Consider the following 24,521-nt stretch of genomic DNA (forward strand, 5'->3'; position numbering starts at 1 on the left):
CCTCCTGACATGTCTTTGCGTCGTTATTTCATGAAAATGGGCCGCCCTTGTCTGCGAGGGGTGCTGGGCCTCGTCGCACTGGTGTTTGGCCCGTCGGTAGTGTCCGGGCAGTCCTACAGCCCCGGCCAATGGCTGGGGGATGTCGGCGGCATCCGGAACTGGAGCGATGCCAGCAATTGGGAGGGCGGTATCATAGGGGGTGGAGTTGGCACCACAAATGATACGGGGGACATCCAGTTTTATGAGGCGGGCGAGCCCGTGATCGTGAATGTGGACGCAGGAAGAAATGTCTTGGACCTGCTCTTCTTCAGCGGCTCCTACACCATCGGGGCTGGAGGAGCCAATGCTGGGGAGGCACTGCATCTCAGTTCGGGTGGGCAGATCGGCATGGGCTCTCAAACGGGATCTGCACTCGGGTCAGTTATTGTGAATGCACCCCTGGTGCTGCATGCGCCTACGGGTAGCACCAACGGTGAATACACGTTCACCAACAGCGCTATCAGTGGTATCACTGCGACCACTCCCCGACTGATCATTGCAGGGGATGTCAGTGCAGGCACGACAACGGGCAAATATACTCTAACGCTTGCGGGAAGCACGGGGTCAAGAAACAGCGATCAAAACACCGCCAACTGGATCAGCGGGGTGATTTCTGACGGAGGCACCGCGCCCACGCTCGAGGGAGGGGGGCAAGGTCTGGCCGTCCGGATTGCCACCAGCAGCCCCACCGCTGGGGCCTGGTACTTGAGCGGCGCGAACACCTACACCGGTGGAACGGAGTTGGTCAGCGGCACGCTCTTCATCAACAGCCTCGCCAACTACGGGCAGGCCAGCTCGTTGGGCAGTGACGGGGCCATCACCCTGGGGAACGGCACCTTCCTCATGTATGTGGGTGCCGCCGCCAGTACGAACCGTGCCTTCGTCAGCAATGGCAACAGTTGGTTCAACAACGGCACCGGAGCCATCACACTCTCGGCAGATGGCAGCCTGGTCACGAACGGGCTCACCTTCCGTGGAGGTGGTAATTTCATTGTGGATGCGCTGGTCACGGGTACAGGCGGCCTGAATCGCACTGATGCGGGCACGGTCTTCCTGAGCAATGCCAACAACAGCTTCGCCGGAAACATCAGCATCTCGGTGGGGGCGTTCAGCACGAATGACATCGACCTCATTGGGGAGAACTCCGCCATCGGCAAAGGCAGCCAGATCGCGCTGGGTCAGTCCAACGGTGGTCCGACCACGGGCAACAACATCGGGAAATTCATCTTCACGGGCGCGAATGGCGGCTATACGAACCGCACCATCCGGATCAACAACGGGGTGAGCGGCACTACCGCGGTGGGCGGCGGCATCATTGAAAACACAGTGGTGGGCAAGCTGCTGGAGATCAGCGGGGATGTCTCTACCGCCAGTGCGAGCACAGCCTCCACGCTGGAGCTCACGGGCGCGGGCAATGGCAAGCTCAGCGGAAACATCACCGGCACGCCGCTGCTCACGCTCAGCAAGAGCGGCGCGGGCACGTGGGAGATTTCAGGAACCAACACCCACAGCGGTCAGACACAGATCTCGGCAGGCACGCTGCTCGTCTCCAGCCTCACGGGCACCGGCACCGGCAGCGTCATCACCAGCGGTACGGGCAGGCTGGGCGGCACGGGCGCCGTCTCCGGTGCAGCGGGCGGCTTCATTACCATCGCCAGCGGCACCCAGCTCATGGTGGGGAACACCCACGGCATCCTGGCGGGTGCGCAGGATGCGAACGGATACACCGGGGCGGCCTCCCAGTTCGCCCTGGGGGGAAGTACGAATGTGGCCATCACCCTCGGCGGTACGCTTCAGTTTGATCTCTTCGGCGCTTCGGATGGCGTGACCCTGGGGTCGGCAGACAAGCTGGTGGTTTCCACGACCGCCACCACCCTGGCGCTGGGCGGTGTGGTGTCGGTGGCGGACAGCACCGGCGCGGCCAACTGGCGCACGACCGGCACCGGGGCCTGGACCGCGGGCATCTGGCAGCTCTTTGACTGGAGCGGTGCCAGTGCGGCGACAAAGACGGGTGCATTTACCTATAACCTCTCCACCAGCCGCCTGGCCCTGGGCTACACCTGGGACACGACCCAGCTCACCACCACGGGTGTGCTCTCCATACGTGAGCAGTCGGGGAGCGAAGTGCACATCTGGACAGGCGCCAACAGCGCCTCCTGGGCAGATGCGGGCAACTGGACGGCAGGCTCCGTGCCCGGCGCTTCGAATGACGTGATCTTCGATGGGGCCGCGCCTACCACCACGACGCACGCTGGTGACCGTACGGTGCGGAACATCCTCTTCAAAGGTGCAGCAGACTATACGATCACCAATACCAGTGGGGGGGGCGTTCTCTATCTCGCAGGGGATGCGACCAACGGCGGTACCATCGAGTCCCGCGGCGGCACGCAGATCTTCAACACCAACGTGCGCGTGGGCGTGAGCAGCTCCAACGTGTACATCATCAACAACGGGACGGCGATGAACTTCAACAGCTCCATCACCGCGAATGACTGGAGCGGCACGCCGACGAACAAAACGATCTACTTCAGTGGTTCAGGTAATACCTATGCGAACTTGATTGACCGCCGTCACGGCACGTATGACGTTTCCCTGGTCAAAAACGGCACCGGGACGCTCACCATCAACGGCTCCAACCCCACGGACTCGGTGGGGAGCACGCAGGGCACCTTCACCGGCACCACCACCATCAATGAGGGCAAGATCCGCATCAACCAGGAACGGGCGCTGGGGGGCAACCCAGCCGCGTACAATGCCGGCCACCTGACGCTGAACGGCGGCGTGCTGGGCGCGTTTGCCAGCTTCGCCATTGACGATGCGAACCGGGGCATCACTCTGGGTGAGAACGGCGGCGGCTTCGATGTCGAGGGCTCCTTCAACCTGACCATTGCCAACCAAATTGTCGGTACCGGTGGTCTGCAGAAGACGGGCACGGGCATCCTCAGCCTGACCAGTGACAACCAGTACACGGGCAACACCGTGGTGAGCGCCGGCACCCTGCTGGTGGGCAACACCACCGGCTCCGCCACGGGCACGGGCGGCGTTTCTGTGACGGGCTCGGCGGTTCTCGCAGGCAACGGCAGCATCACTGCCTCCGCGGGCCAGAGCATCAGCATCGGGTCCACCGCCATCCTGCGGGTGGGGGCCACGCACGGCGTTGCCGGGACGGCAGGTTCCCTCACCCTGGGCAGCAATGCGAATGTGAGCCTCTCCCTGGGCGGCACGCTGCAGTTTGACCTCTTTGGCAACGAGGCGGGCCTTACTGCGGCAGAGTCAGACGTGCTGCACCTGGCGACCACCGCCAGCACCCTGGCGCTGGGAGGCAATGTGGTGGTGGCAGACATGAGCGGCGGCTCCGTGTGGACGGAGGGCACGTGGCAGCTCATTGACTGGAGCGGGGTGAACCTCGCCTCAACCACGCTGGACGGGGCCTTCACGTTCGACTTCACGGCTGCCCAGAGCAGCCTAGCCTCGGGCTACACGTGGGACACCAGTAATTTCCTCGTGGACGGCACCATCTCCATTGTGGCCTCCGCCAACGCCCACATCTGGCTGGGCACCAACGGCGGCTCCTGGGCGGACGACGCGAACTGGCTGGCGGGCACGGTGCCCGCCACGACCAACGACGTCATCTTCGGCAGCGAGGGGGTGACGACGGTGACCGCCATCAATGGCAACAAGAATGTGAAGAACATCATCTTCACAGGGGACAAAAACTACACGGTCAACTCCGGCTCCGGCGGGGTGATCTTCGCTTCCGGCACCCGTCTGGAAGTGCGCGGCGGCACGCAGGTGATCAATGCCCAGCTCCGCCCCACCTCGGCGGGGAATTTCACGATCGCCAACGACGGCCAGTTGACCTTCGGGGGAGCCATCCTCACCAACGCGGGCGGTACGTTGAACCTCATATTCGACGGCACGGGCAACACCAGTCTGACCTACGTTTCCCGGCGTGAGAACCGTGTGGTGAACCTGGTGAAGAACGGCACCGGCACGGTGACGTTTTCCGGGTTCACGGAAAATGCCGTTTTCGACGCCAGCGGAGCCTACATCACCGGCACCACCACCATCAATGCGGGGAAGGTGCGCATCAACGACGAGCGGAACCTGGGCAACGGGCCGGCGGCGTTTGATGATGACCACCTCACCCTCAATGGCGGGACTCTGTCAGCGTATGCGAATGTCACCATCGACGACGCCAATCGCGGAGTGAAGTTTGGCACCGATGGCGCGACGCTGGAGGTGGAGCAGGCGGCTCACACCCTGACCGTTGCCAATACGGTCACCGGGGACGGCGGCCTCAACAAGACGGGCCCTGGCACCGTGGTGTTTTCAGGAGACAACACTTACACAGGCGACACGCTGATCAGCAGCGGGGTCTTCCTGGCCAACAACGCGGCTGGATCCGCCACTGGGGCTGGCAGCGTGAGCACGCTCGCGAACAGCGGGGCCACCCTGGGCGGCACCGGCAGCCTCTCTGGTGGCAGCGCGGGCAGCATCACCATCAGCTCCGGTACTCAGTTGCGGATTGGCACCACCCACGGCGTGGCCGGGGGCGGAGCCCAGGATTTCCAACTGGGGCAGGGGGGCGATGTGGCCATCACTCTTGCTGGCACGCTCCAGTTCGACCTCTTTGGCAATGATGACGGGCTCACCGGGACGGAGGCAGACCGTCTGATCATCCACACCTCAGCCAGCGAGATTGAACTGGGCGGCACTATTGTGGTGGCGGATGTGAGCGGTGCCAGCGGATGGACCTCCGGCGTTTGGCAGCTCATTGACTGGACCAGTCTGGGCACGAACCCGACCCGCACGGGCTCGTTCAACTTTGACTTCAGTGCTGCCATGAGCAGCCTCGCCGACGGCTACACCTGGTCAATCGATGATTTCCTGACCAACGGCACCATCTCCGTGGTGGCGGTGCCGGAGCCCTCCCGCGTCATGCTGGTGCTGCTGGGGGCGGGGGCTCTGCTTGCCCGCCGCCGCCGGGCCGGTGCCGCCCGCCTGTAGTTTCCTTGTTGCCTCCCGCCTTCACTTTCTTATTCGACCCCATTTTATCCGCTCTTCGTCATGTTCAAGAGTCTCCTTTCCCGCTCTGCAAAGTGTGTCACCCGCAAGGGGGCATGGGCCGCCCTGGGGCTGTTGTGCCTTGGTGCTTCTGGGTTGAGGGGGGAAGAGGGGGAGTGGATCGGTGGCACCGGTATCCGAGCCTGGAACGACGCAGCCAACTGGGATGCCATTGCCGGAGAGGTTGGGACCACGGGTACGGGAGATTCTGCGCACTTCTACCCGCCCACGGGGGCCACAATCATCACCATCGATGCCGGACGGAACATCAACAGCATGTTCTTTTACGTAGGGGCGGGTACGGGCGGGTACACGATCGGGAGTTTGGGGGCGAACTTGGGCGAGGCTCTGCACCTCACAAGTGGGGGGGAAATCGCCATGGGTCCGGGAGTGACAGCCACTCTGACGTTGGATGCCCCCCTCATTGTGCATGCTCCCGCAAGCAATGCGCCCGGATCCTACACGTTCATCAACAACGCGACCACCGGAGATACAGACACCAACCCGTACAAGATGATCATCAACGGGAGCATCACTGGTGGAGAGACCAACCCGGGGGTTGCGATCACGTTGAACTTCCAGACCACTGCGGGCCATCGCAGCAATGACGGCTCTGCCAACCAGGTGAACGGTCTCATCTCCGATGGCGGTGCAGGAGGGGGCGTCATCGTCAACTACTCTGGACCCCTTGCCAACGGGGGGCAGCGTGGTGCGTGGAGCGTGACCAACGACAACAACAGCTACACGGGCAACACCACCGCGAGTGCCACAACGCTCATCTTCACCAGCATCGCGAATAAAGGAGTCAACAGCTCCCTCGGGGCGGGAACGACCTTCACCTTCAACAATGGCTCCCACGTGAAGTACAAGGGAGGTGCCGCTTCCACGGACCGCGACATCATCGGCTCGGGCTCTTTTTACAACAATGGGAGCGGTGCCCTCACTCTCAATGGCTCCGTGACCACCGGCATCACTTACCGCGGCGATCAGAACTTCATCATCAATGGGCTCATCACCGGCACAGGCGGCATCTCCCGCACGGATGGCGGCACGGTGTTCCTCAACAATAACAACAACAGCTTCACGGGAGATTTGAGCATCTCCGACGGGGCCTTCCGCTTTTCCACCATCTCCAACAACGGCACGATTTCCGCGATCGGCTCCAACGGTCGCATCCTTTTCGGCCAGGGCAGCAGTACCATTGGCCGCCTGGAGTACACGGGCAACACGGCCACGACGGACCGGTTGATCGTGATGCGCAATGATGCGGACGACAACACCACGGGTCGAGGGAAGATCGAAGTGACCACCGCCGGGCAGACGCTGACCTTCACGGGCGGGGTGCGCACCAACAGCAACAGCCTGAAAAGAATGTCGGATCTGGAATTGATGGGGGCGGGCAATGGAATCATCGACAGCGTGATCGGCGGCACCACTGCAGCTGCTGGCCCGGTGGGCATACGAATCATAAAGTCCGGCACGGGCACCTGGACCTTTACGCAGGCCAACACCTACGGCCGGGAGACCCTGGTGAATGCGGGCATCCTTAATATCCAGCACAGCAGTGGCCTGGGCACCGTGATGTCCCATGAAGCCGCTCCCACTGCAGCCAATGCCGGCACCGTGGTCGCCAGCGGGGCCACGCTTCAGTTGCAGAACAACATCGCCATCGGTGCGGAGGCGCTGAGCCTCAACGGCACCGGTGCCGCGGGGCAGACGGGTGCGCTCGTGAACGTCAGCGGAAACAACAGCTTCGGCGGGGCCATCACCCTCACGGGGAATACGACCATCGCCTCAGACAGCGGCAACCTCAGTCTCACGAACACGGCGGCGATCGTCGGCTCCGGCGGCAGCCGTGCGCTGACTCTGGCCGGGGCGGGCAATGGCAGCCTCGCCAGCAATATGAACACAGGTGTCGCCAGCCTGACCAAGACGGGCGCGGGCATCTGGACGCTCTCCGGCACGAACACCTACACAGGTGCCACCACGGTGAACGGGGGCACGCTCAATGTGACCGGCTCGCTGGGAAATACGGCCGTTACCGTAAACAGCGGGGGGGCCTTCTCCGCCGCAGGCACGCTGAGCGGGGCGGTGACGGTGGCTAACGGGGGCACGCTGGGCTTCGGCAATGCCACGGTGGCGGGCAGCACAGGCTCTCTCACGCTGGGCAGCACCCTGACGTTGAACAGTGGTTCTTTCCTGAACTACGATCTGGGCACGGCGAGTGATCTGCTCACGGTGAATGGCGCGCTGACCCTGAACGGTACGGCCCGCATCACCATGGGCACGGGCTTCGGCGCGGGCACCTACAAGCTCGTGGACTACACGGGCACGCTCACGGACAACGGACTGGTGGCGCAGGTGCGGGTGGGATACAACTTTGCCATCCAGGTGGACACGGCGAACACGGATATCAATCTGGTGGTGACGCAGGTGGCGGGCCAGTACTGGGACGGGGGGGACTCTGCAGCGGACAACACGGTGGATGGCGGCAGCGGCGTGTGGACGAATGCGGGGACGAACTGGACCTCGGTCAATGGCAGTGCCAATGGCACTTGGGCGGATGCCGCCGACAAGGTGGCCATCTTCGCCGGGGCGGCGGGCGGCACGGTGGAGGTGCAGGACCAGGTGGCAGTCACCGGCCTGCAGTTTGCACAAGACTACACGCTGAACGGGGCAGGCGCGCTGGTGACGAGCGGGACGACGGAGGTCCGCCTCGACCCCGGCGTGACGACCACGATCACGACGGCCATCACCGGTACGGGCGGCCTCAACCAGACGGGTGAGGGCACCCTGATCCTGAATGCGGCGGCGGGGCAGAACACTTACAGCGGCACCACCGCAGTCACCTCCGGCACCCTGGTGATCGGCGCGACGAACACGCTGCCCACCAGCGGTGCCGTGACGGTGGGTGCGAGGGAATACAGCGCGAACCTGGATGTGAGAGACTACAGCCAGAGCGTCGCGAGTCTCGTGGTCTCCTCCAGCAGTGTGACCACGCCCAGCACGGTGACCATCGGTGCGGGGCAGACGCTGAGCATCACCGGCACAGGCAGCCTGAAGACCGGTGTGCTCAACTATTTCAAAACCACGACGCAGGTGGTCTTCGCCGGTGGCGGCGCGCTGGTGGTGGACAATGCCGCAGGCATTTTCGAGGCGGGTCTGCAGGCCTCCACCACCCTCCTGCCGGGTGCCGACACCCCGGTAGATGCGGCGGGGAATGCCAACTCCACCACCACCGACATGACTGGGCTGGGCTCTTTCACGGCGAATGTGAACGAGTTCCGCGTGGGCTACGGACTGCTCAATACCAGCACCCTAAGCCTCTCCAACACGAGCAACACCATCACGGCCAACTCGGTGCAGATCAGTCACAGCAACAACTGGAACGCAGGCACGGGCATCCTGGTGCTGGGGACGGGTACAAACACCATCACAGCAGACAGCCTGAACATCGGCGTCTCCAAGGGCACCGGCAGTGTGCGTTTTGCCTCCCAGGCGGCGGGTGGCTCCGGCTCCGTGGTGATTCAAGGAAAAACCGGAGCGGGCATCAACATCACGGTGGGCTCCTCCCTCACCACCGGCACGGGGGCGAGCCCCGCGGGCACCCTGGACCTGCGAGGAAACAACGCCACCGTCACTGCGAACAACCTGGTCATCGCCAAACGCAGCAGCGACGGCGGAGGCGGGGTGACGGGCACGGTATCGTTCGACACAGGCGCCTTCACGGCGAACACGGTGGACTTGGGCACCATGGGCGGCAACGCGGGCAGTTCGACCTCGCCCAACCCGCTGGCAAACGGCACGCTGAACATCGGCGGCGGCACCTTCACCGTGGCGAACTCCTTCGTCATGGGCACTTACACCAACACCAATGGCTACGGCCGGGTGAGCGCGACCCTGAACCTCACGGGCGGGGTGCTGCGCACAAATGCCGCGATTCTGGAAGGGGGCGGGGCAAACTCCACAACCACCAACACCGCCACCACCATCACGCTGAATGGCGGCATGCTCGACATGACAGGGCATGACATCGGCTCCCTCGCCAACAAGATCGACACGCTGAACCTGCAATCCGGCGTGCTCAAGGACACGGGCGAGATCAACGGCGGCGACGCGATCACCAAAACGACAGCGGGCACCTTGATCCTCGAAGGAGACAACAACTTCACCGGGGACACCAATGTGAGCGCGGGAACGCTGCTGGTGAGCAGCAGCTATGAAACGACGGTGAGCGCCACCGGTGCGGGGAATGTGGCCGTGGCCAGCGGGGCCACCTTCGGCGGGAACGGTCGAGTTCAAGGAAACGTGACCCTGGCCTCCGGGGCCACCCTCGCACCAGGCGGGAACGCCTACAGCATCGGCCGCAACGCCACGGGGCTCACCTCGGATGTCGGCACCCTGAACATCGTGGGCAACCTCAATGTCGCCAGCGGTGCCAGCATGGCCATGCAGTTGAAGACGGGCGGCACGCATGGCCTCACGGCCACCTTTGATCCCACCACCCACAGGCTCACCTCCGTGGCGGGCACCTCATTGGACGGCGGCAATGATCGCATCGTCGTCGCGGGCACTTTCACCCTGGATGCAGGCTCCACGATCAAGGTCACCTTTGGGTCGGGCTACACGCCTGCCTGGCATGATGTCTTTGACCTGATCGACTGGGCGGGTCTGACGCTGCCCACTTCCTACTACGACCCCGATGGCGATGGCATCCGCCTGGGCGGGGAAGCCGGGCTGGGACTCGATTTGCCAAGCCTCACCGCCTACAACAGCGAGTGGTACTGGGACGTGAGCCAGTTCGGCACCACAGGGGTCATCGCCATTGTCCCGGAGCCTTCCAAGGCCCTTCTCCTGCTGGCCGGACTCCTCGCCCTGGCCTTCCGTCGGCGGCGTGTCTGAAGTGCCCGGGCCCGTGTTCTGGCAAAAGAGTCTGAAAAAAGCGCGCAACTTTTCCGCATCACCGGAGTTGATCCGGGCCTGATGGTGAGGCCCGTGGTGGGCAAAAACGGAAGTCGCTTATGCCCATTTGTCGTGTTGGAATCGTTGAGGATCACATCCTGATGCAGGCGGGATTGAAGGTGCTGGTGGGCAATATCGAAGGATTTGAGTGTGCTTGGGTGGCCCATAGCGCGGCGCAAGCCGTCGCGAGGATGCAGGAACTGGTGGCCGACATGTTGCTGGTGGACATCTCCCTGCCTGACCGCAGCGGGTTTGAGCTGATCCGGGATCTGCAGGCGACGCACCCGGAGGCGGCGGTGCTGGTCGTTTCCATGCACGACGAGGAGTTGTACGCCGAGCGTGCGCTCAAGGCTGGGGCGAGGGGCTACCTGATGAAAAACAGCTCCATCGAGGTGTTTGAACAGGCTTTGAAAACCGTGGCCCAGGGTGGGGTGGCCGTCAGCCGCAGTCTGTCCGACCGGCTGCTCATGGCCTACTCCTCCGGCGCGCCTCCCCGGTCAGAGACCGGCCTGCACATGCTCAGTGACCGGGAGTTCGAGGTATTTCAGATGCTGGGGGAGGGGCGAAGCACCTTCAAGACGGCGGAGATCCTGGGCATCAGCCCCAAGACGGTGGATGTTCACCGCAGGAACATCCGGAGCAAGCTGGAGCTCGAAGACGGCGGCGATGTGGTGCGCTATGCCATCCGCTGGACGGAGTCGCGCAAGCATCTGGGCCTGCCTCACGATGACCGGCAGCCGCCGGGCTAGGCCCGGTGCTTATCGGATGAAGAGTTGTTGCAATGAACCTTCCAGGGCGTTTGCGGACGCTCCCGGCACCGACTGGCGCGCAGGCTGCGGCAGAGCGGAGGGGGGTGGGGGGCGAACCTCGTTGCCGCACGCACGGGGTCAGGGTAGGGTGCGGGCGGGGTGTCTGCACCTCGTTAGTCTAAACCCGACATCCATCCCCACTCGCAAACGTACAATTCCCATGTCCGACGTATTGTTGATCTCTGGTAGCCCGGCTCGAAAATCCCGCTCCTCCCTCCTGCTGGAATTCGCTGCCAACGCTCTCGAAGCCTGGAATGTCTCCAACGAGACGGTGAGCATTCTCGACTTCCCCGCAGAGGATCTCATCCAGGCGCGCTATGAGAGTGAGTCCTTCACCGCTTTCAAAGCCAAGGTGGAGGCCGCCAGGGCCATCATCATCGCCACCCCCATTTACAAAGGGTCCTTCACGGGCGGTCTGAAGGCGCTGCTGGACATCCTGCCCCAGAACTCGCTGCGCGGCAAGACCATCGTCCCCATCGCCACGGCGGGCACCCAGGCGCACCTGCTGGCCATTGATTATTCCCTGAAGCCCGTGCTCTCCGTGCTGGGGGCCACAGATCTACGCCAGGGCGTGTTCGTCGTGGACACCCAGTTTCACTACACGGATACCGGCTTCCGGCTGGATGACCACCTGCAGGAGCGCTTTGACACCAGCCTGGGACGGCTGGCCGTCACGCTGAAGGCGCAGGGTTGATCTTGCCGTGGGGGCGGCCTACGCCCCTGCCGTGCCATTGCACCTTGCTTCATCAGGCCCCCCTCTCCACTGCCAAGCCCCCATTTCGTTGATTTCGTGCATTTCGTGCTTTTCGTACTTCGTACGGAGAATTTATGAGCGTTCAGGATGAGGGAGTTATGAAAAATGGGCTTTTGGGGGCCAGGTGAAGGGGAAAAATGGCGCACCTGCTGGGGGCCAGGTATTGGAGTTGAAGTGGTACGGACTACAGGCGTGAGCCTGGTGACGCCGAGCGCTGATGCTTGGAAGGTGGGGCACACAACTGACTGCCCCCTCTGCCCTCGCTGACGTGTCCTGCTGAGATGACAGGACGGGGGAGGATGAGGCGTTCCCGTGGGCAGTTGAACCTTCCAGGTGCAGAGCGGTGCTCGGTGCCGCCTCACGACCCGGTGGGCCTCCCGCCGCCCCAAAGCGGCTGCGCCGCCAGTTGTCGGACGGACCTTTGACCAAGAGGCTTCTGCACCATGCAGAAGGCTCAGGCCTTCCTTCCTGGCCTGCTTAGTTAGAAGTAAGGTAAGTAGGTAGTAAGGTAGGTAGGGTAGGGTGAGAAGCCCTACCGCGATGGTTCGAGGAAACATCCACATGGCTGGCCAGCGTTCACTCTGGCCCGCCCTTCAAGGTGGGGGTGGAGCGCAGTCGGCCCGACTGCCGATCCTGGCGGCTCGCCGGGATCTCTTGAGCGGAGCAATCATACGTGCTCTTGCGGTGGCGCATTCTGGCTTCGGGCGGGTGACCGTTGCAGCAGCCCCGACAGTGGGGACTGCGCTCCCCCAGTGTCCAAGCTGCGACCCTCCGGCCCACACCAGCGAGCGCCCCCGCACTCACCCCTAGACCTGGCACCAAAACACCCCTCAAAAACCGATTCGTCACAACTCCCTCATCCTGAGGCGCGATAAAATCTCCGTACGAAGTACGAAATGCACGAAATGCACGAAATCGACGAATTGGCACCTTCCCTGACCTCAAGTCATGCGTCATGCGACATCCAGTCTTGCGTCTTTTTCTGGGCCAGCTCGACCTTCTTCCCAGCCTTGCTGAAACACCCTGGATCACTGCGGCGCAGCACTCCACGGACCTCTCAAAGAGATCGGCCAACGAAGCGGCGGATTTACCCCGGGCCGCTCGGCGGGGGCCAGGCGGACGTCATAGTCCGTCGGGTTGAGGCTGCGGAGGATGCCCTTTCGACCAGGTGACAGGCGACCGGCTTCCAAGGCCTCCATTCACCGGCGGCGTCGCATCAAACAGCGCCCCAGCACGCCCAAAATCTCCAGTTGGAAGTATCGCGCCGCACCTTACAGCACGGTTCCTGAAGCCATTCCAAGCTTGAAAAAAGAGTGCGCAGGGAGGGGATCGAACCCCCGACCAACTCGGTGTAAGCGAGCCGCTCTACCGCTGAGCTACCTGCGCGTCATAGAGGGCTGCTTTACTCGCCTCGAACTCGTCCGAGAGCAAGGAGAAAAACTGGCGAAGTGTTTCAATTACTGAGCTTGCCAGTGCCATAAAATTCACCCAAAATCGCCAACAATTGAGACTGGCTGCGACGAGCATAAGAATCGGTTAAATCGCGCTCCAAGCCCCATGGGACGGACTTTGTGAAATTTTTCACAAATAAATCTTGCGGGAAATTGCAGGGTCGGTTTAATAAGTGGCCCTTCTCTCAGCCGAGCCTCGGATTTCCAGTATATGTCGCACGTTTCTGAATCCTTTTTCATTCTGCCTCCCTTGTTGGCAGAAGGTGTGAGTCCGTACGCAATTTCGCTCTTCGGCGAGAAGAGCACTCTCTCCTTTTTCACGAACTCCTTCCTCCTCGCCGGCATCGTGCTGGGCGTGCTTCTGTGGGTCTCCCGCAAGGCCACTTCCAACATGCAGCTCATCCCGCATGGCTGGCAGAACGGGTTCGAGGGTGTGGTCGAGTTCTTGTACGGCAAAGTTGAGGACATCATCGGGCCCAAGGTCGCCAAGCGCGCCTTCCCGCTGCTCGCTTCCGTCTTCATGTTTGTGTTGGTCTCGAACTGGTTCGGTCTGATTCCCGGAGTGGGCACCATCGGCTGGGGCCAGGGCAGCGGCAATCTGACGCTCTCCTCGGTTCACGCCCCGCTTTTCCGTCCGGCCACTGCTGACCTTAACATGACCCTCGGCATTGCGCTGAGCTTCATGATCGTCTGGTTGATTCTGACGATCAGCGAGGTGGGCGTCATCGGCTTCCTCAAGCACATGTTCGCGCCCAAGGGCAAGTTCAAGGGCATCATGATGTTGATGATGGGCGTGATCTTCGCCTTTGTGGGCCTCATCGAGGTGGTCTCCATCGCCTTCCGCCCCATGTCGCTCTCCCTGCGACTCTACGGCAACATCTACGCTGGTGAAACCCTCCTGCACACGATGATGTCCATCCTGCATGGGGCCCATCCGGTCATCAATTTCATCGGCAGCATCCTGATCCCGCTGCCCTTCTATTTCATGGAGCTGCTGGTGGGTCTCCTCCAGGCGGTCGTCTTCACCCTCCTTTGCTCAGTGTACATCCTGCTCTCCACCGCGCACGACGAGGAGCACGACGAACACCACTGATAAACCCCTTTGCCGTCGGGACCGTGGCTATGACTGCGGGCGGCGGTAGTAACAACGAAACACGATACCTACTAAGACTATGATGATGGAACTTATCACTGCGGCTTCCGAAGTCGCCGCCACCGCCGCTCCTGTTGTCGCTTCCGGCGTGAACGGCAGCCTTACCCTCGGCGTTGCCGGTGCTGGCGCCGCTGTCGCGATCGGCATGATCGGTGGCAAGGCTGTTGAAGCCGTTGGCCGTAATCCCGGCGCTTATGGCAACATCATGACCCTTGGCATCATCGGCATGGCGCTGGCAGAAGCTATCGCCATTTACGCTCTGATCATCGCTTTCGGCGGCCGTTAATCGCTGCTGTTGGTCCTTCAGATTCCGGGTGGCGGAGCTCGCCTCCGCCACCCTTTTCCCGCCCCTTCCCCACCCTTACTCATTCAACCAGGCTTTCATATGATCGCGGCAGCGTCGGCAGTTTCGGCAATCACAGACCAGTTCGGGCTCCAGTGGGGCCACCTGATCGCCCAGATCATCATCTTTGCGATCGTGGTCTTCATCCTGCGTCGCTACGCCTTCGGCCCCATCCTTGCGATGCTGGAAGCCCGCCGCAAGCGCATCGCCGACGGCGAGTCCAAGCTTGAGAAGATCGCCCGCGACCTCGCTGCTGCTGAGCAGAACGCGAAAGCCATCGTCACCAAGGCCGACGACGAAGCTGGCCGCTTGATCAAAGAAGCTGGTGAAAGCGCCAACATCCTGGCTGAGAAAAAGCGCCAGGAGGCCGTCAACGAAGCGTCCGCGATCATCGCCAAGGCTCGCGAAGCCGCCCAGCTTGAACAGGAGCAGCTCGTCACCCAGCTTAAGCGCGAATTCGGCCGCATGGTTGTGGATGCCACCTCCCGTGTCACCGGCAAGGTCCTCAACAACGACGACCAGGATCGCATCAACCGCGAAACCGCCGCCCAAGTCTCCCTCTAAGGTTCAAGGTTCGCCCGCTTCTTCCTTCTTTCACTCCCTCCCGGTTATGAAGATCAGCAAAGACGCCCTTCGCTCAGCCCGCCAGCTCTTCCGCGCCTGTGTGGACTCCAGCGGCCGTCTCCACAACAGCCGGGTAAAACGCGTTGTGAAGCGCGTCGCCGAGGAAAAGCCCCGCGACTACCTCGCCGTTCTCACGGCCTTCCAGCGCTTTGTGCGCCTTGAGACGGAGAAGCGCACGGCTGTGGTCGAGAGCGTCTCCCGTCTCTCCAATGAAATGCGCGAGCAGCTTCGTGTGGACCTCCAGAAGAAGTACGGCGACGACCTGACGCTGGAGTTTTTTGAAAATCCCTCTCTTATCGGCGGTCTCCGTGTGAAAGTGGGCAGCCACGTTTGGGACGGCAGTGTCGCCGCCAAGCTGGAAGCCCTCCGTCAGAGCCTTGCCTAGCCCCATCCCGTCAACGATTCCCTCCGATTCGTTCCCTTCCGCCCCGCCCAGCCCCGTCAATTTGATCCAACACCAGAACACGTTATGAGCAGCATCCTCCAGGAGATTGAAACCGAAATCGCCGGACTGAAGACTTCCGTCACCAGATCCAATGTGGGCGTGGTGCGGGAAATCGGCGACGGCGTTGCCAAGATCGAAGGTTTGAGCGATGTCATGCTCAACGAAATGATCGAGTTCCCCGGCGGTCTGTACGGCCTGGCGCTCAACTTGGAAGAGACCGAAGTCGGCGCGATTCTTCTCGGCGACGGTCTGAACGTCAAGGAAGGTGACGAAGTCAAGACCACGGGCCGTCTGCTCGAAGTGCCGGTGGGCAACGGCGTTCTGGGCCGCGTGGTGAACTCCCTCGGTCAGCCTCTCGACGGCAAGGGTGACATCAAAGGTGACGCCTTCTACCCCGTTGAGAAGATCGCTCCTGGTATCGTTAAGCGCAAGTCCGTGAGCGTCCCCCTCCAGACGGGCATCATGTCCGTGGACGCAATGATCCCGATCGGCCGTGGCCAGCGTGAGCTCATCATTGGTGACCGCTCCACCGGCAAGACCACCATCGCCGTGGACACCATCATCTCCCAGGCCCGCCAGAACAAGGCCGCCGAGGAAGGCCAGCTCCAGGGCCACAAGCGTGTGATCTGCATCTACGTCGCCGTCGGTCAGAAGCAGGCGAACATCGCCCGCGTCATCAAGACGCTCGAAGACGCCGGGGCGCTTCCCTACACGATCATCGTCAGCGCCTCCGCTGCCGACTCCGCCACGAACCAGTACCTCGCTCCTTACGCTGGTTGCGCCATGGGTGAGTACTTTATGGACAAGGGCGAAGACGTTCTCATCATCTTCGACGACCTTTCCAAGCACGCCGTGGCCTATCGCCAGGTGTCCCTGGTGCTCCGCCGCCCCTCCGGCCGTGAAGCTTATCCCGGCGATGTGTTCTACCTCCACAGCCGCCTCCTTGAGCGCTCCGCCCGTCTTTCCGACGCCGCTGGTGGTGGTTCCATGACGGCACTGCCGATCATTGAGACGCAGGCGGGTGACGTGTCCGCGTACATCCCGACGAACGTGATTTCCATCACAGACGGCCAGATCTTCCTTGAGACCGACCTCTTCTACCAAGGTGTGCGTCCGGCCATCTCCGTGGGTCTCTCCGTGTCCCGCGTGGGTTCCGCCGCCCAGACCAAGGCCATCAAGAAGGTCTCCGGCACCACCAAGCTTGACCTCGCCCAGTTCCGCGAGCTCGCCGCTTTCGCCCAGTTCGGTTCCGACCTCGACGCCGCCACCAAGGCCAAGCTCGACCGCGGTCAGCGCATTGTGGAGCTCTTCAAGCAGGGCCAGTACAATCCCAAGTCCCTTGAAATCATGGCCTCCATTCTCTGGGCCATGCAGAACGGCGGCTTCGATGACGTCCCGGTGGATCGCGTGAAGGAGTTCCAGGCCAAGTTCGAAGAGTTCCTTGAGACCCGCAAGTCCTCCTACCTCGACAAGCTTCGCAACGCGAAAGAGCTCAAGGAAGACATCGTTGCGGAACTGAAAACCGCCCTCGCTGACTTCAAAGCCAGCTGGAAGTAAGCCCAAGCCAGCCCGGCCCGCCGCCGGGCGGAGGTCCCGCCCGCGCCGCTCCCCGCCATCCTGACACCGGAACGCAACACCCCAGATGCCCAGCACCCGCGACATTCGCCGACGCATCAAGTCGGTCAAAAACACGGCCCAGATCACCAAGGCCATGCAGCTCGTGGCCGCTTCCAAAATGAAGCGCGCCCAGGATCAGGCCCTGGCCGGCCGCTCCTACGCGGAACTGCTCAACAAGGTGCTTGTGAGCCTGAAGGACAAGACGGGTGACCTCGTCCATCCCCTTTTGGAAGAACGTGAAGGCAATCGTGAACTCATCCTCGTGGTGAGCACCGACAAAGGTCTTTGCGGTGGTCTCAACACCAACCTCCTGCGCAAAGTTATCGAGCAGACCAAGGGTGGCGATGTGGCTTTCATCACCGTGGGCAGCAAGCTGCGCAACTCGCTCGGCAAGCTGAAGAAGAATCTCGTCGCCGACTTCGGCGTGAAGGATCCGGTCAAGTTCGCTGAAACCCGCCCGGTTTCCCGCTTCCTGATCCAGCAGTTCCTGGATGGCAAGTATGACCGCGTGAAGGTCGCCTTCACCAACTTCGTCAACGTGCTCCGCCAGGAGCCTCTGATCGAGACCGTTCTCCCCGTCAGCCCGGTTACGATCGGCAAGCCCAAGGACTTTGAAGGCATGGGGGCAGACGTTCCGCCTGCCGCCTCCGCTGTTGGCCAGGAATACCTGTTCGAGCCCAACCCGATTGCGGTCTTCGACCAGGTGCTTCCCCAGTACATCGACTACATGGTGTACCAGATGATTCTTGAAGCCCGTGCCTCCGAGCACAGCTCACGAATGGTCGCCATGAAGAGCGCCACGGACAATGCGAAGAGCATGATCAAGGACCTCACCCTCGAGTACAACAAGCTCCGTCAGGCTGGGATCACCACAGAACTGCTGGAAATCACGACGGCCATGAAGGCTCTCGAATAGACAGAGCCCCACCCGCCCCAAGCAACGCCCCGCCTCCCCAAACATTCTTCCAAAGGAACAACATGAGCAACAACATCGGTAGCATCGCCCAGGTCATCGGACCCGTCGTGGACATCGACTTTTCCAAATCGGGCGAACTGCCCTCCATCTACAACGCCCTGGAGATTGACTACAAGCTTTACGGCAGCGACACCACCCTCGTGCTCGAAACCCAGCAGCACCTTGGCGATGGCTGGGTGCGCGCCGTGGCCATGACCACCACTGAAGGTCTCGTCCGCGGCATGGCCGTGCGTGACACCGGTGCTCCGATCAGCGTTCCAGTGGGTGAAGAAATCCTCGGCCGTATTTTCGACGTGACGGGCAAACCCGTGGACGAAAAAGGCCCTGTCAACGCCACCAAGTACTACCCGATCCACCGCCCCGCTCCCAAGCTGGTTGACCAGGACCCCTCCGCCGCCATTCTCGAAACGGGCATCAAGGTCATCGACCTTATCTGCCCCTTCACCAAGGGTGGTAAAGCAGGTGCCTTCGGGGGTGCCGGCGTGGGCAAGACGGTGGTTATTCTTGAGCTCATCAACAACATCGCCAAGGCCCACGGTGGTTTCTCCGTTTTCGCCGGGGTGGGTGAGCGCTCCCGTGAAGGCAATGACCTTTACCATGAAATGATCGACTCCGGCGTTATCAAGCCGGACAACCTCAAGGAGTCCAAGGTGGCCTTGGTGTACGGCCAGATGAATGAGCCTCCCGGTGCCCGTCTGCGCGTCGCCCTCTCCGCCCTCTCCATGGCCGAGTACTTCCGCGATGAGAAGAACCAGGACGTGCTCCTCTTCGTGGACAACGTCTTCCGTTTCTCCCAGGCCGGTTCTGAAGTGTCCGCTCTGCTTGGCCGTACCCCCTCCGCCGTGGGTTACCAGCCGACCCTGGCTTCCGAAATGGGTGCCATGCAGGAGCGCATCACCTCCACCAAGCAGGGCTCCATCACCTCCGTGCAGGCCGTGTACGTGCCGGCGGATGACCTTACCGACCCCGCTCCTGCCAACACCTTCGCCCACCTTGACTCGACGGTCGTGCTTGAGCGTTCCCTCGCTGAGCTGGGCATCTACCCTGCGGTGGATCCTCTCGCTTCCGTGTCCAAGGCGCTCGCTCCAGACATCGTGGGTGAAGAGCACTACCGCGTCGCCCGTGGCGTGCAGCGTGTGCTTCAGCGCTACAAGGACCTTCAGGACATCATCGCCATCCTGGGCATGGATGAACTGAGCGACGAAGACAAACTCACCGTGTACCGCGCCCGTAAGCTTCAGCGCTTCCTGAGCCAGCCCTTCTCCGTGGCCGAAGTGTTCACCGGCACCCCCGGCGAGTACGTCTCTGTGAAGGACACCGTCCGTGGCTTCGCCGAGATCCTCGAAGGCAAGTGGGACGACGTGCCCGAAGCCAACTTCTACATGAAGGGCAGCATCGACAAGGTGAAGCGCTCCTAGTGCTGTTTCCTCAAGCCGGGTTTCGAGCACGTGGAGCACCCCTCCCTGGCTGAAACCCGGTTCGTTTCTCCCTCTTCAGCGTCCAAACCGACCACCTTCCCTTCCAGATGTCCCTCAAGCTCGAAATCGTCACTCCTGAAAAGCGCGTGTTCTCTGATACGGTGGACACCGTCGTGCTTCCGGGCAGCGAAGGTGAACTGGGTGTGCTCGAGTCTCACGTGCCCCTGGTCACCGCCCTTCACCCCGGTGAGCTGGCCTACACCAAGGAAGGTGTCGTGGAGCACCTCGCGGTGGGTACCGGGTTCGTGGAGATCACCGGACATCGCGTGGCCGTCCTCACCGACATGGCCATGGCAGAGAGCGACATTGATGAGAAGGCCGTCGAAGAGGCCCTCAAGCGTGCCGAAGAAACGGTCGAGAAGCTCAAGCATTCCCCGGACATCGGCGGCGAGGAACTCGCCACCGTCATGGCCAGCATCCAGCGCTCCACCGCCCAGCTTCGCGTGAAGCGCCGTCGCAACACGCTGTAGGCAAATCCGTTTTACATCGCGTCGTTTTTCAGATGGATGCCGTGGTGCCCTGGCGCACTGTGGCATCCATTTTTTTGCCCGCTGCGCGGGAGACAGAAGACTGCCAGACACCAGACAGAAGACATGAGCTCACGCATGGCAGTTCGCATCCAGTGACCCTTCAGCAAAAGAGCGAGGGACATTCCTGTCCCGGTCCGCCCCAAACGTTCCATGACGTTGCATCCCGTCCCAACCTCCAACCACCTCGGGCTGTAGGGCGACCGCTCCGGTTGCCTCAATCAGGGGCCATTCGCGGCAAGCGGAGCGCTTGCCCTACAGCGTCAATAACCGATTAAAATCGGAACAGTGTTCCAGGGAAGTCGAGATGCCGGAGGCGACGTCGCTGGCATCCGCTCCGGGATGCAATACTGAATCTGATCTTCCGGAGGTATCAGTCGCTCCGCTCCTTCAACCTTCCGGCTAATGGCTTTGATGCCTCCGGCATCGGGCAATCCGGGCTGGGACACCAGTAGATCGTCAAAGTCGACAAGTCAACTTCCCGATGAGGCGGCCACCTTCTCGTGTTGCTCACAACCCATCGACATCCGCTTGCCCAATCTCTCCGCTCCCGCCCCGACGGAGACCGTCGGACCACCCCCGCAGCGTCGCCCCGGGCGTAGTCCGGACGTGCCGCCCGCTGCGCGGGAGACAGAAGACTGCCAGACACCAGACAGAAGACATGAGCTCACGCATGGCAGTTCGCATCCAGTGACCCTTCAGCAAAAGAGCGAGGGACATTCCTGTCCCGGTCCGCCCCAAACGTTCCATGACGTTGCATCCCGTCCCAACCTCCAACCACCCCGGGCTGTAGGGCGACCGCTCCGGTTGCCTCAATCAGGGGCCATTCGCGGCAAGCGGAGCGCTTGCCCTACAGCGTCAATAACCGATTAAAATCGGAACAGTGTTCCAGGGAAGTCGAGATGCCGGAGGCGACGTCGCTGGCATCCGCTCCGGGATGCAATACTGAATCTGATCTTCCGGAGGTATCAGTCGCTACGCTCCTTCAACCATCCGTCTAATGGCTTTGATGCCTCCGGCATCGGGCAATCCGGGCTGGGACACCACCCGATCGTCAAAGTCGGCAAGCCAACTTCCCGATGAGGCGGCCATCTTCTCGTGTTGCTCACACCCATCGACATCCGCTTGCCCAATCTCTCCGCTCCCGCCGTCTCACATCCCCCCTGGGGGAGAATCTGCAATTCAGACTGGCGCACTCTCCCGCGTCTGGTTAACTGCAAGCTGGCGGATGAAAACCCCCGTCATGCCCCCTTGAAAAAAGCCCTCCAGCGCATCTTCCAATCTCTCGCTCTGTGCTGCATTGCCGTGGCCTGCGGAGCCTCCGGCAACCAGCCTGATACCGCCAGCCCCTCCAGCGTGTGGCGCGTGGAAAAGGACGGGAAGCAGGTCTATCTGGCGGGCACCATCCACCTGTTGAGAAAGGAAGACTACCCGCTGCCCTCTGTGTTTGAGCAGGCCTACACGGCCAGCTCCAAACTCGTGTTTGAGCTTCCACCTGGCAGTGATGAAAACAGCCAGGTGGCCAGTCGCATGCGCCAGCTCGGCATGTACTCCGGGGATGAGGAACTGGGCCACCATGTCAGCGCCGCGACCATGCAAAAGGTGCGCAAGTGGGCCGCGGAGAAGGGGTTGCAGGAGGCGGTCGTGAAGAAGTTCCGTCCCTGGTTCCTGTCGCTCACCATTGCCGCCACGGAATACCAGATCCTGGGTGCTGACCCCGCCCGTGGCGTGGACACCTATTTCGAAAAGAAGGCCAAGGCGGATCAAAAGCCGGGGGAGGGGCTGGAGTCCGTCGAGTTCCAACTCGGCATCTTTGCCAAGCTCAGTGAGAAACTTCAGGAAAACCTGTTGGAGCAGACGCTGGGGGAGTCAGAAACCCTGCCCAAGGACTTCGACGAGCTCATTGTAGCCTGGCGCAAAGGGCGCAGTGACAAGCTTCAGGAACTGCTGTTCCGGGATGCCGACAAGTATCCCGAGCTTCTGGAGGAGTTCCTCCTCAAACGCAACCGGGCCTGGGTGGCCCCCATCCTGAAGTACATTGAGCGGGATGAGAAGGTGATGATCCTCGTTGGTGCCGGTCACTTGGGTGGTAAAGGCGGCGTGATTGCCCTGCTCAAGGAAAAAGGCTGCGTGGTGACCCAGGTAAAGGCCACTCCGTAAATCGGAGCGAGCGCAGCCCAACGATGAGCCAAGGTGGAAGGAGCCGCCCCGGCTCTCTGGGGATGCTGGTGATGCGGAAGCAGGAACCGAGAAGGCTCTGCCATCATTGTCATGAGCAACCAGTCGCTAAAGCTACCTGCTTCAACGCAGGCTCACCCCCCTGTCTCCCTAACTCTTAACGTCTAACCCCGAACTCCTCACCGCTTCCGGCGGAAAACCGCCACGTGCTTGTCCACGTATTTGCCGGGGGTGAAGAGTTTCCGCGCCAGCGGATTGTGCGTGGTGCTCACCAGTTCCGCCCCCATGTTCTGCAGAGCTCCCAGAGCCAGCTCATGCTCCTTGTCGAAGTAGCTGGTGATGACCAGAAGGCCCTCCTCGTCCATTTTGCTGAGGCCCTGCTCAAAGATCTTCTTCCACAGCTCCGGCCCATGCCAGTAGTTCTGGTGGCGCAGCAGGACCATGTTGAAATCCTCCCCCACCTGCTTGTGCAGGTGGAGCTTGGTGGCATCCTCCAGCAGAAACTCCGCTGGCAGATGCGCGTGGTTCTCCCGCGCCTGCAGGATCTCGCGGATGCGGATGTCCGCCCCCACCAGATTGACCTGCCCCGCCGTCTGGGACTGGCCAAATTTCACCAGCGTTTCGGCTTCATCGCATCGCCCGCAGGCCAGGTTCAGCACCCGCAGATCCCCGGTGGGGGGCAGGTGCAAATGGGGGGCTACTGAACCTTGGAGAAGGTTGGTCAATACCGCCATGTCCCCGGCAATGGGGTTGGGATCGTCAAGAAAGGACTGGGACATGGCGGCTAAAAGCGGGGCAGAGAGAGGATTGAACGAGGCTAGAACTTCAGTGTTTCACCCCACACAAATCGGGCCGCTTGAGCCACGTCTTTGTCGCCACGACCGCTCACGTTCACGATGATGATCTTGTCCTTGCCCATCTGCGGAGCCACCTTCATGGCGTAAGCCAGAGCATGGGAGCTCTCCAGAGCGGGAATGATCCCCTCGATCTTGGACAACGACTGGAAGGCCTTGAGCGCCTCATCATCGGTGGCGTAGGTGTATTCCGCCCGCCCTTGATCGTGCAAATAGGCGTGCTCCGGGCCCACGGCGGCGTAGTCCAGACCAGCGCTGACGGAGTGCGTGAGCTGGATCTGGCCGTCCTCGTTGGCCAGCAACCAGGTTTTGGCTCCTTGCAGCACCCCCAGGCGACCGCCCTGGAAACGGGCCGCGTGACGTTCCGGGATGATGCCTTCACCCCCGGCCTCCACGCCCACCATGCGCACCTCTTTGTCATCCAGAAAGGGGTGGAACAAACCGATCGCATTGCTGCCGCCGCCCACGCAGGCGATGAGGAGATCCGGCAGGCGTTCTTCACGCTCCAGAATCTGGCGGCGGGCTTCCACGCCGATCACGCGGTGGAAATCACGCACCATCATCGGGTAGGGGTGGGCACCGTAGGCGGTTCCCAGGATGTAGTGCGTGTCCCGCACATGGGTCACCCAGTCACGCATGGCCTCATTCACTGCCTCCTTCAGGGTGGCCTGGCCAGCCGTCACCGGGACCACTTCCGCACCCAGGAAGCGCATGCGCGCCACGTTCAGCATTTGGCGCTCCATGTCCACCTGGCCCATGTAGATCACGCACTTCAGTCCGGCGCGAGCCGCGACGGTGGCCGTGGCCACGCCGTGCTGTCCCGCGCCCGTCTCAGCAATGATGCGGGTCTTGCCCAGACGCTGGGCCAGCAGGATCTGCCCCATTGCGTTGTTGATCTTGTGAGCGCCGGTGTGGAGCAGATCTTCCCGCTTCAGGTAGATCTTGGCCCCGCCCAGTTGCTCGGTCCAGCGCTTGGCAAAGTACAAGGGCGTGGGGCGGCCCACGTAGTCCGCCAGCAGTTGATCCAGCTCAGCGCGGAAGGCGGGGTCTTTCTTGGCCTTCTCATACTCCGCAGTGAGCTCCTGGAGTGCGGCCATCAGAGTCTCCGGCACAAACATGCCGCCGTACGGGCCGAAGTGGCCGTGGGCATCAGGCAAGGAGGCGAGGGGGGAGGGGGCGGTAGGGGTCATGGCAGGAGGGGGAGTCTATCGCAAATCCATCGCGGCTCAAAGGGTTGTTGTATG

Annotated in this window: 15 protein-coding genes and 1 tRNA gene; 13 read left to right on the forward strand and 3 right to left on the reverse strand. The window is 61.9% G+C overall.

Going from position 1 to position 24,521, the window contains the following annotated elements; translation table 11 throughout:
- Positions 1 to 9: 9 nt before the first annotated feature.
- From VSP_RS01830 to ssuE, 4 genes are all read left to right on the forward strand, one after another.
- Positions 10 to 5,049 (forward strand): beta strand repeat-containing protein, encoded by a 5,040-nt coding sequence (locus VSP_RS01830; RefSeq protein WP_081452346.1) that lies wholly within the window; start codon positions 10 to 12, stop codon positions 5,047 to 5,049.
- A 60-nt stretch (positions 5,050 to 5,109) separates the two neighbouring features.
- Positions 5,110 to 10,008 carry a beta strand repeat-containing protein gene (locus VSP_RS01835; RefSeq protein WP_009958341.1) on the forward strand — a complete coding sequence of 1,633 codons (4,899 nt, stop codon included), beginning with the start codon at positions 5,110 to 5,112 and terminating at the stop codon, positions 10,006 to 10,008.
- Positions 10,009 to 10,127: 119 nt separating this feature from the next.
- Entirely contained in the window at positions 10,128 to 10,817 is a 690-nt protein-coding gene (locus VSP_RS01840; protein ID WP_029190101.1) for a response regulator transcription factor, read from the forward strand.
- A gap of 220 nt (positions 10,818 to 11,037) precedes the next feature.
- Positions 11,038 to 11,571, forward strand: a complete 534-nt coding sequence (gene ssuE / locus VSP_RS41845; protein ID WP_044133396.1) for an NADPH-dependent FMN reductase — start codon at positions 11,038 to 11,040, stop codon at positions 11,569 to 11,571.
- A gap of 1,374 nt (positions 11,572 to 12,945) precedes the next feature.
- On the opposite strand, the gene VSP_RS01850 is transcribed toward ssuE, so the two are convergent.
- Positions 12,946 to 13,017, reverse strand: a tRNA-Val gene (locus VSP_RS01850).
- A gap of 276 nt (positions 13,018 to 13,293) precedes the next feature.
- On the opposite strand from VSP_RS01850, the gene atpB reads away from it, so the two are divergent.
- The 9 genes from atpB to VSP_RS01900 all read left to right on the forward strand — a co-directional run bounded on the left by atpB (position 13,294) and on the right by VSP_RS01900 (position 22,405).
- Complete coding sequence (gene atpB, locus VSP_RS01860) at positions 13,294 to 14,175, forward strand: F0F1 ATP synthase subunit A (protein ID WP_009958345.1); 882 nt, start codon at positions 13,294 to 13,296, stop codon at positions 14,173 to 14,175.
- Between the two features lie 79 nt (positions 14,176 to 14,254).
- Positions 14,255 to 14,521, forward strand: coding sequence for a hypothetical protein (locus VSP_RS33395; RefSeq protein ID WP_009958346.1), 267 nt, complete (start codon positions 14,255 to 14,257; stop codon positions 14,519 to 14,521).
- Between the two features lie 99 nt (positions 14,522 to 14,620).
- A complete protein-coding gene (gene atpF, locus VSP_RS01870; RefSeq protein ID WP_009958348.1) occupies positions 14,621 to 15,142 on the forward strand; it encodes a F0F1 ATP synthase subunit B in 522 nt (173 codons plus the stop codon).
- Positions 15,143 to 15,188: 46 nt separating this feature from the next.
- Positions 15,189 to 15,587 carry a F0F1 ATP synthase subunit delta gene (locus VSP_RS01875; protein WP_009958349.1) on the forward strand — a complete coding sequence of 133 codons (399 nt, stop codon included), beginning with the start codon at positions 15,189 to 15,191 and terminating at the stop codon, positions 15,585 to 15,587.
- An 84-nt stretch (positions 15,588 to 15,671) separates the two neighbouring features.
- Positions 15,672 to 17,204: a F0F1 ATP synthase subunit alpha gene (gene atpA, locus VSP_RS01880; protein WP_009958350.1), complete on the forward strand. Its 1,533-nt coding sequence runs from the start codon at positions 15,672 to 15,674 to the stop codon at positions 17,202 to 17,204.
- Between the two features lie 85 nt (positions 17,205 to 17,289).
- On the forward strand, positions 17,290 to 18,180 hold the full coding sequence (gene atpG / locus VSP_RS01885; protein ID WP_009958351.1) for an ATP synthase F1 subunit gamma: 891 nt from the start codon (positions 17,290 to 17,292) through the stop codon (positions 18,178 to 18,180).
- A gap of 62 nt (positions 18,181 to 18,242) precedes the next feature.
- The gene (atpD, locus tag VSP_RS01890) at positions 18,243 to 19,658 is read left to right on the forward strand and encodes a F0F1 ATP synthase subunit beta (protein ID WP_009958352.1); all 1,416 of its coding nucleotides are present in this window, start codon (positions 18,243 to 18,245) and stop codon (positions 19,656 to 19,658) included.
- A 107-nt stretch (positions 19,659 to 19,765) separates the two neighbouring features.
- The gene (gene atpC / locus VSP_RS01895; protein WP_009958353.1) at positions 19,766 to 20,188 is read left to right on the forward strand and encodes an ATP synthase F1 subunit epsilon; all 423 of its coding nucleotides are present in this window, start codon (positions 19,766 to 19,768) and stop codon (positions 20,186 to 20,188) included.
- A 1,308-nt stretch (positions 20,189 to 21,496) separates the two neighbouring features.
- Positions 21,497 to 22,405 carry a TraB/GumN family protein gene (locus tag VSP_RS01900; RefSeq protein WP_157210687.1) on the forward strand — a complete coding sequence of 303 codons (909 nt, stop codon included), beginning with the start codon at positions 21,497 to 21,499 and terminating at the stop codon, positions 22,403 to 22,405.
- A gap of 197 nt (positions 22,406 to 22,602) precedes the next feature.
- Here the strand turns inward: VSP_RS01900 and VSP_RS01905 are convergent, their stop codons facing one another.
- Positions 22,603 to 23,202 (reverse strand): hypothetical protein, encoded by a 600-nt coding sequence (locus tag VSP_RS01905; RefSeq protein WP_009958356.1) that lies wholly within the window; start codon positions 23,200 to 23,202, stop codon positions 22,603 to 22,605.
- Between the two features lie 38 nt (positions 23,203 to 23,240).
- The gene (trpB, locus tag VSP_RS01910; RefSeq protein ID WP_009958357.1) at positions 23,241 to 24,467 is read right to left on the reverse strand and encodes a tryptophan synthase subunit beta; all 1,227 of its coding nucleotides are present in this window, start codon (positions 24,465 to 24,467) and stop codon (positions 23,241 to 23,243) included.
- Positions 24,468 to 24,521: the final 54 nt, after the last annotated feature.

The organism is Verrucomicrobium spinosum DSM 4136 = JCM 18804, from assembly GCF_000172155.1.
Taxonomy (GTDB): Bacteria; Verrucomicrobiota; Verrucomicrobiia; order Verrucomicrobiales; family Verrucomicrobiaceae; genus Verrucomicrobium; species Verrucomicrobium spinosum.